Origin of the sequence: Tropicibacter naphthalenivorans, assembly GCF_900176475.1 — a bacterium.
GTDB lineage: Bacteria > Pseudomonadota > Alphaproteobacteria > Rhodobacterales > Rhodobacteraceae > Tropicibacter > Tropicibacter naphthalenivorans.
Genome location: NZ_FWXX01000001.1, coordinates 806,718 through 822,031 on the forward strand (window position 1 = coordinate 806,718; position 15,314 = coordinate 822,031).

Consider the following 15,314-nt stretch of genomic DNA (forward strand, 5'->3'; position numbering starts at 1 on the left):
CCGGTGAAGCTTCTCACCGCCGAGATGTCAGGACACACCCATGAAAAGCCCTCGTCTGACGGCTGCCAGTCTAAAGCAGTATTTCCCCATCCTTGACTGGATGAAAACCTATGACCGCGACACCGCCACGTCGGATATCGTGGCCGCCGTGATCGTGACGATCATGCTGATCCCGCAATCGCTGGCCTATGCCTTGCTCGCCGGGTTGCCCGCCGAGATGGGGCTTTATGCCTCGATCGCGCCGCTGATGATGTACGCGATCTTTGGCACCTCGCGGGCGCTGGCCGTTGGCCCGGTGGCCGTGGTGTCGCTGATGACCGCCGCTGCCATTGGCAACCTTGGCCTGACCGACCCGATGCAGATCGCGCTGGCCGCCGGGACGCTGGCCTTTATTTCCGGCGCGATGCTGACCGTCATGGGCGTGTTCAAGCTGGGTTTTCTGGCGAACTTTCTGTCTCACCCGGTGATCGCAGGCTTTATCACCGCGTCGGGCGTGCTGATCGCCATGTCGCAACTGAAGCATATCTTTGGGATCGAGGCGGGCGGCCACACCATCATCCACCTGATCGAATCGCTGCTGGAGCATCAAGAGCAGACCAACATCATCACGATGTTCATCGGCTTTAGCGCCGTTGGCTTCCTGTTCTGGGTGCGCAAGGGCCTGAAACCGCTGCTCATGAGCTTTGGCCTCAGCCCGCGGATGGCCGACATCGGCGCCAAGGCCGGCCCGGTGGCCGCCGTTGTGGTCACCGTTCTGGCGACCTGGATCTTTGGTCTGAACGACAAGGGCGTCAAGATCGTCGGCGAAGTGCCCATGGGCCTGCCCCCGATCACCATGCCCAGCCTGTCGCCCGACCTGTGGTCCGAGCTGTTCATGTCGGCGCTGCTGATCTCTATCATCGGCTTTGTGGAGTCGGTTTCCGTCGCGCAAACCTTGGCCGCCAAACGCCGCCAGCGCATCTCGCCCGACCAGGAATTGATCGGCCTGGGCATGTCGAACGTCGGCTCTTCGCTGTCTGGGGGCTTTCCGGTGACGGGCGGGTTCTCGCGCTCGGTGGTCAACTTTGACGCGGGCGCGGTGACCCCGGCTGCGGGCGCCTTTACCGCCGTGGGCATCCTGATCGCGACGCTGCTGCTGACGCCGCTGCTGTACTTTCTCCCCAAGGCGACGCTAGCCGCGACCATCATCGTCGCCGTCCTCAGCCTTGTGGATTTCTCGATCCTGACCAAGGCGTGGGGCTATTCCAAGGTGGACTTTGCCGCCGTCGCCGCGACCATTTTCCTGACGCTGGGCTTTGGCGTCGAGGTAGGCGTGTCCGCCGGGGTGCTGCTGTCGATTGGCCTGCACCTGTACCACACCTCGCGCCCGCACGTGGCAGAGGTCGGTTTGGTCCCCGGCACGCAGCACTTTCGCAACATCCATCGCCACAAGGTGGAAACCCACCCCGAGCTGGTGACCCTGCGTGTGGACGAGGCGCTGTATTTCGCCAACGCCCGCTTTCTTGAGGATTACGTGCTGAACCGCGTGACCTGCGATGAGCCGCTGAAACACGTCGTCCTGATGTGCCCCGCGGTGAACGAAATCGACATGAGCGCGCTGGAGGCCTTGGAAGAGCTGAACCGCCGCCTCGAGGAAATGGGCATCACCCTGCACATGTCCGAGGTCAAAGGCCCGGTGATGGACCGCCTGCAACGCTCGCACTTTTTGCACGAGCTGACCGGCGAGGTGTTCCTGTCGCAGTATGACGCTTGGGCGAAACTCACCCAAGCCGACCTGCGGGCCGCCTCATAGGGCCACGCGCCCCTCGGGGCTGAGGGTAAAGGTCTCGCCCCCTTCGAAAACCGCAACGGTGGCGGGCCGTCCATAGCCCGCCCCGCTGTCCAGATTGATCCGGTTGATCGTGCGCTCGGGCGCGTCCAGCGCCGTGTGACCGTGGACGATCATCGCGCCGTAACTGCGGGTATCACTCAGGAAGGGCTCACGGATCCACATCAGGTCTTCGGGGTCTTGCATCCCCAGGGGCACGCCGGGGCGGATGCCTGCGTGCACCAGGATATACCCATCCTCTTCGTGGTACAGTTTGGCCTGCCCCAGAAAATCCTTGTGGCGCTGCGGGATCGCCTCCTGCGCGGCGGCGACCAAGGCCTGCAAAACCGCTTCCGGCGCAGGTTCCATCCCGTAATCGGTCATCTTGCCGCCACCCAGCGACGCCAAAAGCCCGTCCGCATCAAAGTAGGACCCCAATGTATCCGGCCCGCCCAGCCGCTCGTGCAACCACAGCTTGCCCGACAGGATATGCGCGTCCGACGTCTCGCCATCTTCAAGAAACCGCTCGAACATCCGGTCGTGGTTGCCTTTGAGGAAAACCCAGTCGCGCCCCGCGTCCAAACCTTGCAAAAACCGCTCGATCACCCCGCGCGAGTCCGGCCCGCGATCAACATAATCCCCGAGGAACACGACGCGCGCCTCGGCGCCCCTGTCCGCCTCGATCAAGTCCAGCACCCGGTCAAGCTGGGTCAAATGGCCGTGGATGTCGCCGACTGCGTAAAATGTCATGGGGGCTCTCCTGTTCGCTGCTCTCTGGCTAGCCCATGCCGCAGCGCCGCGAAACCCCCGCGCAAAAGAAACGCGCCGCCCTGTTCCCAAGGCGACGCGCAAAAATTTCCGATAGACGAACGGCTTAGACGTCGAAGGCCAGCGGCTTGATCTGCTTGAACAGGCCCGACGCCTTGAGATCGTCCAGCGCCGCCGCCGGGATCACGTCATCGACATACAGCAGCGCGATGGCCTCGCCCTTGGCTTCCTTGCGACCGAGGGTAAAGTTCGCGATGTTCACCCCGTGCTTGCCCATGGTCTGGCCAAGCGTACCGATGATGCCCGGCACGTCTTCGTTGGTGGTGTAGACCATGTGTGCGCCGACCTCGGCGTCGATGTTGATGCCCTTGATCTGGATAAAGCGCGGCTTGCCATCCGAGAACACGGTGCCGGCAATCGAGCGCTCGCGCGTCGGGGTCTTGACGGTGACCTTGACGTAGCCTTCGAACGCGCCGGACTGCGCCTGATTGGTGGTCGATATCTTGATGCCGCGCTCTTTGGCGATCAGCGGCGCGGACACCATGTTCACGTCGGGGTTGATCGACTTCATGATACCAGCGATGAGCGAGCAGTTCAGCGCCTCAAGGTTCATGGTCGACGCTTCGCCGTCGTACAGGATGTTGATCGCGTTGATCGGCTCATCGTCGGTCATCTGGCCGATGAAGTTGCCCAGATGCTCGGACAGCTTGATCCACGGGCCCATGACCTTGGCCTCTTCGGCGGTCACGGACGGCATGTTCAGCGCGTTTTCCACGGCGCCGGTCAGCAGGTAGTTCGACATCTGGTCGGCCACCTGCAACGCGACGTTTTCCTGCGCTTCGGTGGTCGACGCGCCCAGGTGCGGGGTGCAGACAACGTTGGGCAGGTTGAACAGCGGGTTTTCGGTCGCCGGTTCCTCGGCGAAAACGTCGAAGGCCGCGCCAGCCACGTGGCCGGATTTCAGCAGCTCGGCCAGCGCCTCTTCGTCCACCAGACCGCCGCGGGCACAGTTGATGATGCGCACGCCTTTCTTGGTCTTTTCAAGGTTCTCCTTGGACAGGATGTTGCGGGTGCCATCGGTCAGCGGCACGTGCAGGGTGATGAAATCGGCGCGGGTCAGCAGCTCATCCAGCTCGACCTTTTCCACCTTCATCTTCTCGGCCTTCTCTTCCGACAGGAAGGGATCGTAGGCCACAACCTTCATCTTGAGACCAAGCGCGCGGTCGCAGACGATGCCGCCAATGTTGCCCGCGCCGATGACGCCAAGCGTCTTGCCGGTCAGCTCGACGCCCATGAACTTGGACTTTTCCCACTTGCCCGCGTGGGTCGACGCCGACGCCTCGGGGATCTGGCGCGCCACGGCGAACATCATCGCGATGGCGTGCTCGGCGGTGGTGATCATGTTGCCAAAGGGCGTGTTCATCACGATCACGCCTTTCTTGGACGAGGCTTCCTTGTCGACGTTGTCGGTGCCGATGCCCGCGCGGCCCACAACCTTGAGGTTGGTGGCGTGCTCCAGCAGGGACGGCGTGACCTTGGTCGCGGAACGGATCGCCAGACCGTCATACTTGCCGATCACCTCGGCGAGCTTTTCCTTGTCCTTGCCCAGCTCGGGCATGAAATCGACGTCGATGCCGCGATCGCGAAAGATCTGAACGGCGGTTTCGGAGAGTTTGTCAGAGACGAGAACTTTGGGGGCCATCTGTCTGGTCCTTATGCAAAAGAGGGGGGTGGAGCGGGCCAAAAGGCCCACCCTGCAACAGTTCTATGGGGAGTGTCAGCGGGCGCGCGGCCCGCCGCAAAAGCTTAGGCTTGCTCGGCGATGCAGGCTTCGAACGCCCACTTGAGCCACAGCGTCAACGCTTCGACATCAGCGGCCTCGATGGTGGCACCGCACCAGATGCGCAGGCCCGCCGGGGCGTCGCGATAGGCACCGATGTCATAGGCGGCGTTGTAGTCTTCGAGCTTTTTAGCCACGGCCTTGGCAAAGGCAGCGCCGTCCTTGATGCGCTCGTCGGTGAACTTGAGGCACACCGAGGTGTTCGAGCGCGTCGCCGGGTCAACCGCGAGGTTGTCGATCCAATCATGACGCTCGCAGAAGTCCCAGATCACCTTGGCGTTGGTGTCGGCACGCTTCATCAGGCCAGCCAGACCGCCGACGCTGCGCGCCCAGTCCAGAGCCACGAGGTAATCCTCGACCGCCAGCATGGACGGGGTGTTGATGGTCGCGCCGGTAAAGATGCCGTCGATCAGCTTGCCACCCTTGGTCAGGCGGAAGATTTTCGGCATCGGCCAGGCAGGGGTATAGCTTTCAAGGCGCTCGACCGCGCGCGGCGACAGGATGATCATCCCGTGCGCCGCTTCGCCGCCCATGACCTTCTGCCAAGAGAAGGTGGTCACGTCGAGCTTGTCCCACGGCAGGTCCTGCGCAAAGGCCGCCGAGGTGGCGTCACAGATGGTCAGGCCTTCGCGGTCCGCGGGGATCACGTCGCCGGTGGGGACGCGCACGCCAGAGGTGGTGCCGTTCCAGGTGAACACCACGTCGGTGTCGTAATCCAGCGCCGCCATGTCGACGATCTCGCCGTAACCGGCTTCCTTGACGTCGGCGTCGATTTTCAGCTGTTTGACGACATCGCTGACCCAGCCCGCGCCAAAGGATTCCCAAGCGACCATGGTCGCCTTGCGAGCGCCCAGCAGCGACCACATGGCCATTTCAACCGCGCCGGTGTCGGACGCGGGAACGATGCCAATCTTGTAGTCTGCGGGGATGCCCAGAACTTCGCGTGTGCCTTCGATGGCCGCTTTCAGCTTGTCCTTGCCGACCTTCGCACGGTGCGAGCGGCCAAGCGCTGCGTCAGACAGCAAGCCAAGTTCGAATGTGGGGATTTTGGCGCACGGGCCCGAGGAAAAACGCGGGTTTGCCGGCCGCGCGGCCGGATGATTCGTCGTCATATCTGCTAACCTTCCAGATAGATGCCCTTCGTTGGGGAAGGGTGTCCCGTGGATGCAGATATGCGACTCGCCGCCCCGCAGCAAGTCGGAAAATTGGCCAGATGGGTCGCTTTTGCATTTTGCGACGCGCCAAATGGAGCAGATCGGAAACCTCGCCTTACAGGTGGGCCTAGAGGTTGGCCAAACCGCCGCGCACAAACTGCGTGGCCAGCTCTGCGTAGGCCTCACGCGACAGACCGCGCCCGGGCCGGTGCCACATGTAAAACCAGTTGAGAATGCCGTAGACGCTCATGGTGGCGGCGCGCAGGCGGTCCCCTTCAAGCGCGGGTTGCTCGGCCCGCACCGCCTCGGCCATCAGGTGGACCAAACGGCGTTGCGTGGCGATCAGGGGTGTCTGCATCTCGGGCGGCAGGGCGCTGCGCAGCGCCTCGAGTTGCAGCTTGTGCTCGGCGTCGGCGTCCTCGTACTCCTCAAGGATGACCGAGATCAGAGCGCCCAAGCCCGCAGGCGCGGCCTCTTCGACCACCGCAAGCAGCGACGACAGATGCCCGTCGAGAATGTCGAACAGCAGCGCCTCTTTGCTGTCATGGTAGTGGTACAGCAACGCCTTGGAGACGCCGCACTCCTTCGCCGCCCCCGTCATAGAGGCGCGGTCAAACCCGTTGCGCGCGAAATAAGACGCCGCGCCCTTGCGCAGCGCCTGCCGCTTTTCGTCGTGATCCTTGGCGACCCCTCGTGCCATACGCGTTCCCTCCTCCACAGGCGTTGCGGGACGGTGGGTGGGGCGATGCTCGTCAGAGCGAGCGTCCGGCCGTCAGGCCGGCCCACACACCGCCCGCCATAGATCACTCTTTGGGGCGATTGTCGACGATGCGCACCGCCTTGCCCTGTGACCGCGCCACCCCGCCGGGCAGCTCCACATCCACCTTGACCGTCACGCCGACCACCTGCTTGACCTTCGCCGCCAACTCACGCCCAGCGCTCTCGGACGCGGACACCATCTCGGGCAAAGGCTCCACCTTTACTCGCATCTCGTCCTTGTGGCCGACGCGGTTCAGCTCCAGCTGGAAATGCGGGGCCAGCGCGGGCACCGCCATCAGCTGCTCTTCGATCTGCGTCGGAAAGACGTTCACCCCGCGCAGGATGATCATATCGTCCGACCGCCCCGTCACCTTTTCCATCCGCCGCATCGACCGCGCCGTCCCCGGCAGCAACCGCGTCAGATCGCGCGTGCGGTAGCGGATGATCGGAAACGCCTCCTTGGTCAGCGAGGTAAAGACCAGCTCCCCCAATTCGCCATCGGGCAAGACCTCCCCCGTTTCCGGGTCGATGATCTCGGGGTAAAAGTGATCCTCCCAGATGTGCAGGCCATCCTTGGTCTCGACACACTCGTTCGCCACCCCCGGCCCCATCACCTCGGACAGACCGTAAATATCCACCGCGTGCATATCAAAGGCGTCCTCGATCTCGCGCCGCATGGCGTTGGTCCAAGGCTCGGCGCCAAAAATCCCCACCTTCAGCGGGCTTTTGCGCGGGTCCAATCCCTGCTCGGCGTATTCGTCGATGATCGACAGCGCATAGGACGGCGTCACCGTGATCCCGGTCGCGCCGAAATCCTCGATCAAGCGGACCTGCCGCTGGGTCATCCCGCCGGAAATCGGCACCGTCGACAGCCCCAGCTTGTCCGCGCCAAGGTGGATCCCCAGCCCGCCGGTAAACAGCCCATAGCCATAGGCGTTGTGCAGCACATCGCCCTCGCGCAGGCCCGCCGCCCGCAAAGACCGCGCCACCACGCTGGCCCATGTGTCCAGATCGCGCGCGGTATAGCCCACCACCGTCGGCTGCCCCGTCGTCCCCGAAGAGGCGTGGATCCGCTTCACCTGCGCCCGCGGCACCGCAAACATCCCAAAGGGGTAGTTGTCCCGCAGGTCGGTCTTGACCGTGAACGGGAACTTGGCCAGATCCGCCAGGCTGTGCAGATCGTCCGGGTGCACCCCGGCGGCGTCAAAGCTGGCCTGATAGTGGGGCACATTGTCATAGGCATGACGCAGCGACCATTTCATGTGCTCCAGCTGCACGGCGGCGATCTCATCGCGCGAGGCGATCTCGATCGGGTCAAGGCTCTCTCGGCGCGGGGTCAAATCTTCCATGGTCGTCCTCCCTCAGGCATCTTTCCTTAGGCGTCTTCGTCGAACAAGGTGCCGCGCACGGTCCGCGACAGCCCCCGCATAAGGGCCACTTGGCGCCCGTCTTCGCCCGTCACGGTCACGTCATAGGTGCCCGAGCGCCCCGCCTTGGCGGTTTCGACGCAGGTCGCGACCAGACGCTCCCCCGGCTGACCGGGGGCCAGAAAGGTGATCTGATTCTGCTGCGCCACCGTCGACTGGTTGTAGGAATTACACGCAAAGGCAAAGGCCGAATCCGCCAGCGTAAAGATGAACCCGCCGTGGCAAATCCGATGCCCGTTCAGCATCCACTCGGCCACCTCCATCGACAGCACCGCGCGCCCCGGCGCGATCTCGTCGATCCGCATCCCCATATGCGCGCTGGCCGCATCGCCCTGCCATAGCGCCTTTGCCGATGCCTCGGCCCGCTGTTGTGGTGTCATCTGCTTATCCTCCCTTGGCGCTCAAACTGCACAAACCCGACCGCTCGGTCAAGTCTGTTGATTTCCGGTTTCGCATGCGCCATGGTGCCGCCGAACAGGGAGGAACCCAAATGCTGAACCCACATTCCTACGCTTGCGGTCAATGGATCGCCCCCGGCGCCGATGCCCGCGACGTCTTTGGCCCGGTCGATGGCGCGCTTGTCGCCAAGGCCGGTGCGCCGCTGGATTACGCCGCCATGCGCGCCTATGCGCTGACCAAGGGCGGGCCTGCCTTGCGCGAAATGACCTTTCACCAGCGCGCCAAGATGCTCAAAGCGCTCGCGGCCTACATCGCCGAGCACAAGGAACAGCTCTATGCCATCAACCCGCTGACCGGGGCGACCCGCGCCGACGGGGCCGTCGACATCGAAGGCGGCATCATCACCATGTCCGTCATCGCCAGCAAAGGCCGCCGCGAAATGCCCGACGGTCATGTCTATGTCGACGGCGGCGTCGAGCAACTCTCGCGCAAGGGGACCTTTCTGGGCCAGCACATCGCCACGCCGCTGCAAGGCGTCGCGGTGCACATCAACGCCTTCAACTTCCCGGTCTGGGGGATGCTGGAAAAGCTCGCCGCGACGCTGCTGGCGGGGGTGCCTGCCATCGTCAAACCGGCGACGCAGACCTGCTACCTGACCGAAGCGTGCTTCCGTCTGATGATTGACTCCGGCCTGCTGCCCGACGGCGCGGTGCAGCTGATCATCGGCGGCACGGGCGATCTGCTGGACCAGCTTGGCCCGCAGGACGTGGTCAGCTTTACCGGCTCGGCGGACACCGCCCTGATGCTGCGCGGTGCCCCCCACCTGATGCGCAACTCGGTGCGCTTCATGTCGGAACAGGACAGCCTCAACGCCTCGATCCTCGGCCCCGACGTGACCCCCGATAGCGAAGAATTCGCGCTGTTCATCAAGCAGGCCGCCACGGAACTGACCGTCAAGGCGGGTCAGAAATGCACCGCCATCCGCCGCATCATCGTGCCGGACACGCAGATCAACGCGGTGGCCGAAGCGCTGTCAGACCGCCTGCGCAAGACCACCATCGGCGATCCCTCGGGCGATGCCCGCATGGGCGCGCTGGCCTCGGCGGGGCAGCGTCAGGACGTGGCCGAAAAGGCCGCCATCATCGGGCAAGAAGCGCGGCAGATCCTTGGCGCCGACGCCTTTGACATCCCCGACGGCCCCGGTTTCTTCGCGCCGATGCTGTTCCAGTGTGACGACCCTGACGCGGCGCGCGAAGTTCACGCGACCGAAGCCTTTGGCCCCGTCTCGACCCTGCTGCCTTACCGCGATCTTGGCCACGCGACCGAGCTGGCGAACCGCGGCGAAGGCTCTCTGGTGGCGTCCCTCGTCACCGCCGATCCGGAGGTGGCGCGCCGCGTCGCCATCGACTCGGCCGCTTGGCACGGGCGTCTGTACATCACCGACCGCAGCTCGATGAAAGAGGCGACGGGCCACGGTGCCCCCCTGCCCCATCTGGTCCACGGCGGTCCGGGCCGGGCGGGCGGCGGCGAAGAGCTGGGCGGCGTGCGCGGCGTTCTACACTATATGCAGCGCACCGCGATCCAGGGCAGCCCCGACGTGCTGACCGCGATCACCGGCCAATGGGTGCCCGGCAGCGCCGAAATCACCGGCCCGCAGCACCCGTTCCAGCGCACCTATCGCGAGATCGAGATCGGCGAGACCCTGACCACCGACCCGCGCGAGGTCACGCTGGCCGATATCGAGCATTTCGCAGAGTTCACCGGCGACACCTTCTATGCGCATATGGATCAAGAGGCCGCCGAGGCGAACCCCTTCTTCCCCGGTCGCGTGGCGCATGGCTACCTGCTGTTGTCCTTTGCGGCGGGCCTGTTCGTACAGCCCGATCCCGGCCCGGTTCTGGCCAACACCGGCCTGAACAGCCTGAGCTTTCAAAAGCCGGTCAGCCCCGGTGACAAGGTGCACGTCCGCCTGACCGCCAAGCGCAAGACCCAGCGCACCGACACCTACGGCGAGGTTGCCTGGCACGTGACGCTGTACAATCAGGACGGCGATCAGGTGGCCGACTACGAGCTGCTGACCATGGTGTCTTACGAGCGCGATTAAGCCCAAGGGGGCGGCGTCCAGACGAATGCCGCCCCTCCTGCCGTGACAAGGTTTACGGCAAATCCCTTGATTTGCTGCGCAATCGGCGCAACTCTGATGGTATGAACAGCTTCACGCCCTTTCCGGGACAGCCCAGCACCCAAGAGGTTGTCGCCTTTCACCGCACGGAGCTTTCCGTGATCATGTCGCTGTACGGCCGGATGGTCGCCGCCGGGGAATGGCGCGACTATGGCATTTCGACCCTGCGCGACGTGGCGGTTTTCTCGGTGTTCAAACGCACCGCCGAAAACCCGCTGTACCGCATCGAAAAGCGCCCCAAGCTGCGCAACAAACAGGGCGAATACGCGCTGTTCGGCGTGGATGGGCAAGTGCTGAAACGGGGCAGCGATCTGCGCACGGTGCTGCGCATTCTGGAACGCAAGCTGATCCGCGCGGTGGACTGACTAGGGCTCTGGCCGCCAGCCGATCAAACGCGCCTCTGCGTCCGCTTGCTTGACCGTTTGCTTCACAGGATGCGCACGCAGCCAGCGATTTTCTTGGGCAAGGCACCACGCCGCAACGCGGCGGTCGATGCGCTCACATCTGTGCTGCTCTGGCACATGCGCGCCGGTTTCCAGATCAAAGGCTTGGGTCCGGGCCTCTGGCGCGGCGGCCTCGACCCTTTGCGCCAGCGTCTTTAACGTCTGGCGCACAACGTCATCCTCGGTCGGAAAAGACGCCCACAGCGCGAATTGATCGCCATAGGGGCCGTCCTCAAAAAGCGTCTCAATGGGCTGGCCCAGTCTTCGCGCCACCGGATGCGGCGGCTTGTTTTCATGGGTCAAACGCCGGTCCGGGTGGACCAAAGGCCGATAGAACAGCGTCACCGTGACCCCCGGCAAGGGCAGCGCCATCGGCATGGCGGGGGCCACATCAAGCACGATCTCGGCCAAGAGTTCCTGCGCGGTTTGCTCTGACAGCCAGACGCTCTGCCGGAAAAAGGTCGTCGCGCCGGACAGGTCCAGATCGCGGTCGTCATCGCCCTTGGGCGGCACCGCGTTGTTCACCAGCGTTTCGGTCAGGGTGCAGAACTGGTGCATCGACAAATCGCCATCCAGCGGCGGACCAAGCGGCACATCACACAGCAGCCGCCCGCGCATCACGTCGTCGCCGGGGCCATAGGCCTCACGGACGCGCAACTGCCCACCCCGATAGCGCACGTAGACATCACGCCCGTCGCGCGTTTTGCCGTAAAACTGCGCCGGGCAAGAGCCGCCGCCGTCGAGGCTGACCAGATCGAGCCACAGCGGCTCGGGTCGCGGAGGCGTGTGGAAATGGCTCATGCCAGCATCGCGCAGAGCATCTCGAACATGATCGACACGCCAAGGAAAGCGGTGGCCCCGCTGGCGTCGAAGGGCGGCGAGACCTCGACTAGATCGGCGCCGACGATGTTCACGCCATAAAGCTCGCGGCAGACTTGCAGCGCCTGAAAGCTATTGGGGCCGCCCACTTCGGGCGTGCCGGTGCCGGGGGCAAAGGTCGGGTCGACAAAGTCGATGTCGTAGCTGACGTAGGTGTCCTGATCGCCGACAATCTCGCGGGCTTCGGCCATGACGTCCTTGATACCTCGGGCAAAGAACTCTTCAATCGTGACGATGCGGATGCCCACGGCCTCGGCAAAGTCGCGGTCCTCGCTGTCGTACATGGTGCCGCGAATGCCGATCTGGATGACGCGCTTGGGGTCGAGCAGGTTTTCTTCGACGGCGCGGCGAAAGGGGGTGCCGTGGGTGTACATCGTCCCACCGAAATAGCTGTGGAACAGGTCGGTGTGGCTGTCAAAGTGGATCATCCCGAGCGGCTGCGTGGCCAGCGCGCGCAGGACCGGCAGAGAGGTCAGGTGATCGCCGCCCGCCGTCAGGGGCCGGATATTGTTGGCCTTGAGCGTTTGGTAAAAGGCGGTGATCCGCGCCATGCTGTCCTGAATATCCGCCGGGTTGGGGCCGACGTCCCCCAGATCGGCGCAATTGGCGGTCTCGAACGGGCGCATCCCGTTGGTCGCGTGCTGGGCGCGGATCATCGTCGAGGCGTCGCGCAATTGGCGCGGGCCGTGGCGGGGGCCGGGGCGGTTGGTGGTGCCGCTGTCCCAAGGCACGCCGACGAGGCCGATGTCGACCTTGGCGAACTGCGCGTGGTCGGGCGTGACGTGCGGCAGGCGCATGAACGTCGGCACGCCGGCAAAACGCGGCAGGTCAAAGCCCGAGACCGGGTGAAAGAAGCTGTCGGAGGGCATGGGCTTTCCTTGTGGTAGGGCGTTTGGGGAGGGGGCGGATTTTTGGATATTTTTAAAGAGAAGGAGCAGGGCGGGCGTGTTTTGTCACCGGGCCGTCGCCTTGGGATTGGATGCGGGTGATGGCGTCTTGGATCGCTTCATACGCGGTGGCCATATGGTGGGCGTTGGCGTGAATGAGCGTTTCGGGGTCCGCGACCATGGCGACGTGGCCTTTCCAGAACAGCAGGTCGCCGCGTTGGTGCTCCGGCGTTTGGGCGGCGGGGAAGTAGGCCTGTTGCAGGTCGCTGTCGGCGGGACAGGCAATGTGACAGGCGGCAAGGGCCGCTTGGACGAGGCCGGAGCAGTCGATCCCAAAGGCGGAGTTGCCGCCCCAAAGGTAGGGGGTGCCAAGGTACAGTTCCGCTGTGGCGACCGGGTCTTTTGTCTGCGTTTGCAGGTGGATTGAGGGAACCCAGCCCAGTTCGGTCTGGGTGAAGCGGCCTTCGGTCGATTGCGTTTTGAGCGTGGCGAGGTGGGGGAGCGCCAGCGTTTCGCGGGTTTTGAAGTTTGGCTCCGGGTAGGCGTGGGTGGCGCGGGCGGTGACGCGGGCGAGATTGCCTTGCCGGGCGGTTTCGGGGGCGAGCGCGGCGGCATCCACCCAGCCGACGCAATTGGCGATCTGGGCGGTGCCAAAGGCGAAACCGTCGCGGAGTTCGAGCACATCAAAGACCTCGCCGTAGCGCAGCTGCCGCTCGCGCGCGCCGCCCGGCTGGGCAGTCAGGTCCAGCACTGGTGTCGTCACGGAGTGGGCCTGCGGGTCGACCGGCGTGAGGTTCGGAAACCGCGCCGACAGCCAGCGCGCCGCGACACGGTCATTGGCCTGAAGACAGCGCGGATCGTCCGATTGGCCGGGAAAACTCATAGGCCGAGCGCCCCCGGCAACGCCCCGAGGATGGCGCGCGGCCCTTGCCAGAGGCCGCCTTTGGCGCGGCCCGGTGCGGCGGCCGGTTGGAAGGCGTAGATGTCAAAATGGGCGTAGCGCGTCTGACCCGCGAAACGGCGCAGGAACAGCGCGGCGGTGATCGAGCCGGCGAACCCGCCCGAAGGCGCGTTGTCGAGGTCAGCGATGCCCGGCTCGATCATGGTCTCGTAGGGCTCCCAAAACGGCATCCGCCAGACGGGGTCGGCGTGGGTGGTGCCTTGGGCCGACAGGTCGGCGGCCAGTGCGTCATCGTCGGTGTAGAACGGCGCGAGGTCGGTGCCGACCGCCACCCGCGCGGCCCCGGTGAGGGTCGCCATGGAGATCATCAGGTCGGGGGTTTCCTCGGCCCCATAGGTCAGAGCGTCGGCCAGCACGAGGCGACCTTCGGCGTCGGTGTTGTTGATCTCGACCGTCAGGCCCGCGCGCGAGGTCAGGATATCGCCGGGGCGAAAGCTGTTGCCCGCCACCGAATTTTCCACCGCCGGGATCAGCAGGCGCAGCTGCACCGGCAGGCCCAGCGCCATGATCGCGCGCGCCAGACCCAGGGTGTTGGCCGCGCCGCCCATGTCTTTTTTCATCGCGCCCATGGAGGCGCCGGGTTTCAGGTTCAACCCACCGGTGTCAAAGCACACGCCCTTGCCCACCAGCGTCAGTTTCGGCCCGGTGTCGCCCCAGCGCAGGTCGATCAGGCGCGGCTCTTGCGCGGCGGCGCGGCCTACCGCGTGGATCATCGGGAAGTTCTGGTCCAGCAGCGCATCGCCCTTGATCACCGTGACCTTGCCGCCAAGGCGATAGGCCACATCGCGCACCGCCTTTTCCAAGGCGTCCGGCCCCATGTCTGCGGCAGGCGTGTTGATCAGATCGCGTGACAGCGCTTCGGAGGTGGCTAGGATTTCCAGCCGCGCGGCGTCGACGCCCTCGGGGGCAATCAAGGCCTTGGCTTTGACCGGCGCAGCCTTGTAGCGGCCAAACGCATAGCCCGACAGCAACCAGCCGAGCGCCTCGGTCGCGGCGTCCTGTTGCGGCAGGCCGCTGGCGATGTGATATGTCCCCTCTGCCAAGGCAGGCATCGCGGCGCAAAGCGCAAAGCGGACCCGCGCACGCTGGGCGGCGGTGCCATAGCCCGCAAGCGCGCCGATCGGTCCGCCATCCGGCCCCGGCAGCATCAACCCCGCACCAATCCCCCCGGCAAAGCCGTTCGCCTCGACCCAGGCACGGGTCGCGGGCGACTGCCCCTCTAGCCAAGAGGAAACAGCATCCGGTTCAAGGACATACAGCGGAAGAGAAGGTGCGTCGGCGGCAGCGAAAGTCAGGGTCATGGGGCATTCCTATCTGGAGTGCCGCAAGCCTAACTGTCGCGCTGCCGCCCGCAAGGGGTCAAAGGGAAAACTCGTTCAATTCCCACATTTCGGTCAAGGACCGTTCCCCCATACGCGCCAAACGGGCAAGCGTCGCCGCCTCGGCCACCCGGTCCCCCAGCTCGATGCAAATCATCACGTCATGCGCCACGCCCGAAAGCGAACGCATCCCGATCTGCTCGGCAATCGCGGCCAGCGCGCGCAGCCCCTTGTGCAGGTCCTCGCGTGGGCCTTTCAATGCCTGCTCTTGAAGCTGACACAACCGGTGGGCCAGCTCCTCCATCGCGCGACAAACGACATCCTCGGCCGCGTATGGACCCAAGTCGGTGCAGAGCGTTTCAATCTGCTCCGGGTCCATCTGCGGCCGTTCGTTCGGCGCGAGGTACGTTACCTCATTCACAATCTCACCCCATTCCTTTCGCCCCCACGGCCTGCACAATGTGACAAAGGACGGTTCCCAAAAGGTTA

The 15,314-nt window shown here is 64.6% G+C and carries 14 protein-coding genes; 3 read left to right on the forward strand and 11 right to left on the reverse strand.

Annotated elements, in window-relative coordinates; all coding sequences use genetic code 11:
- The first annotated feature begins 40 nt into the window (after positions 1-40).
- Positions 41-1,792 carry a SulP family inorganic anion transporter gene (locus B9A11_RS03915; RefSeq protein ID WP_058245674.1) on the forward strand — a complete coding sequence of 584 codons (1,752 nt, stop codon included), beginning with the start codon at positions 41-43 and terminating at the stop codon, positions 1,790-1,792.
- On the opposite strand, the gene B9A11_RS03920 is transcribed toward B9A11_RS03915, so the two are convergent.
- From B9A11_RS03920 to paaI, 6 genes are all read right to left on the reverse strand, one after another.
- Entirely contained in the window at positions 1,787-2,557 is a 771-nt protein-coding gene (locus tag B9A11_RS03920) for a metallophosphoesterase family protein (protein ID WP_058245673.1), read from the reverse strand. The genes B9A11_RS03915 and B9A11_RS03920 overlap by 6 nt on opposite strands.
- Positions 2,558-2,681: 124 nt before the next feature.
- On the reverse strand, positions 2,682-4,277 hold the full coding sequence (gene serA / locus B9A11_RS03925; RefSeq protein ID WP_058245672.1) for a phosphoglycerate dehydrogenase: 1,596 nt from the start codon (positions 4,275-4,277) through the stop codon (positions 2,682-2,684).
- 104 nt (positions 4,278-4,381) lie between these two features.
- Positions 4,382-5,527: a phosphoserine transaminase gene (locus B9A11_RS03930; protein WP_058245671.1), complete on the reverse strand. Its 1,146-nt coding sequence runs from the start codon at positions 5,525-5,527 to the stop codon at positions 4,382-4,384.
- A 169-nt stretch (positions 5,528-5,696) separates the two neighbouring features.
- Positions 5,697-6,269 (reverse strand): TetR/AcrR family transcriptional regulator, encoded by a 573-nt coding sequence (locus B9A11_RS03935; RefSeq protein ID WP_058245670.1) that lies wholly within the window; start codon positions 6,267-6,269, stop codon positions 5,697-5,699.
- A 103-nt stretch (positions 6,270-6,372) separates the two neighbouring features.
- Positions 6,373-7,677, reverse strand: a complete 1,305-nt coding sequence (gene paaK, locus B9A11_RS03940) for a phenylacetate--CoA ligase PaaK (RefSeq protein WP_058245669.1) — start codon at positions 7,675-7,677, stop codon at positions 6,373-6,375.
- 26 nt (positions 7,678-7,703) lie between these two features.
- Positions 7,704-8,135, reverse strand: coding sequence for a hydroxyphenylacetyl-CoA thioesterase PaaI (gene paaI, locus B9A11_RS03945; protein ID WP_058245668.1), 432 nt, complete (start codon positions 8,133-8,135; stop codon positions 7,704-7,706).
- 110 nt (positions 8,136-8,245) lie between these two features.
- On the opposite strand from paaI, the gene paaZ reads away from it, so the two are divergent.
- Together paaZ and B9A11_RS03955 are read left to right on the forward strand one after the other, a co-directional pair.
- On the forward strand, positions 8,246-10,258 hold the full coding sequence (gene paaZ / locus B9A11_RS03950) for a phenylacetic acid degradation bifunctional protein PaaZ (RefSeq protein ID WP_058245667.1): 2,013 nt from the start codon (positions 8,246-8,248) through the stop codon (positions 10,256-10,258).
- Positions 10,259-10,359: 101 nt separating this feature from the next.
- On the forward strand, positions 10,360-10,701 hold the full coding sequence (locus B9A11_RS03955; protein WP_058246389.1) for a DUF2794 domain-containing protein: 342 nt from the start codon (positions 10,360-10,362) through the stop codon (positions 10,699-10,701).
- On the opposite strand, the gene B9A11_RS03960 is transcribed toward B9A11_RS03955, so the two are convergent.
- Genes B9A11_RS03960 through B9A11_RS03980 form a run of 5 tightly spaced genes read right to left on the reverse strand, consistent with a single transcriptional unit; the run spans position 10,702 to position 15,246 of the window.
- Complete coding sequence (locus B9A11_RS03960; protein WP_058245666.1) at positions 10,702-11,580, reverse strand: hypothetical protein; 879 nt, start codon at positions 11,578-11,580, stop codon at positions 10,702-10,704.
- Positions 11,577-12,527, reverse strand: a complete 951-nt coding sequence (gene speB / locus B9A11_RS03965) for an agmatinase (RefSeq protein ID WP_058245665.1) — start codon at positions 12,525-12,527, stop codon at positions 11,577-11,579. The genes B9A11_RS03960 and speB overlap by 4 nt, the downstream gene beginning before the upstream one ends.
- A gap of 52 nt (positions 12,528-12,579) precedes the next feature.
- On the reverse strand, positions 12,580-13,428 hold the full coding sequence (locus B9A11_RS03970) for a C40 family peptidase (protein WP_058245664.1): 849 nt from the start codon (positions 13,426-13,428) through the stop codon (positions 12,580-12,582).
- Positions 13,425-14,807, reverse strand: coding sequence for a leucyl aminopeptidase family protein (locus tag B9A11_RS03975; RefSeq protein ID WP_058245663.1), 1,383 nt, complete (start codon positions 14,805-14,807; stop codon positions 13,425-13,427). The genes B9A11_RS03970 and B9A11_RS03975 overlap by 4 nt, the downstream gene beginning before the upstream one ends.
- 58 nt (positions 14,808-14,865) lie before the next feature.
- On the reverse strand, positions 14,866-15,246 hold the full coding sequence (locus B9A11_RS03980; protein WP_058245662.1) for a hypothetical protein: 381 nt from the start codon (positions 15,244-15,246) through the stop codon (positions 14,866-14,868).
- Positions 15,247-15,314: the final 68 nt, after the last annotated feature.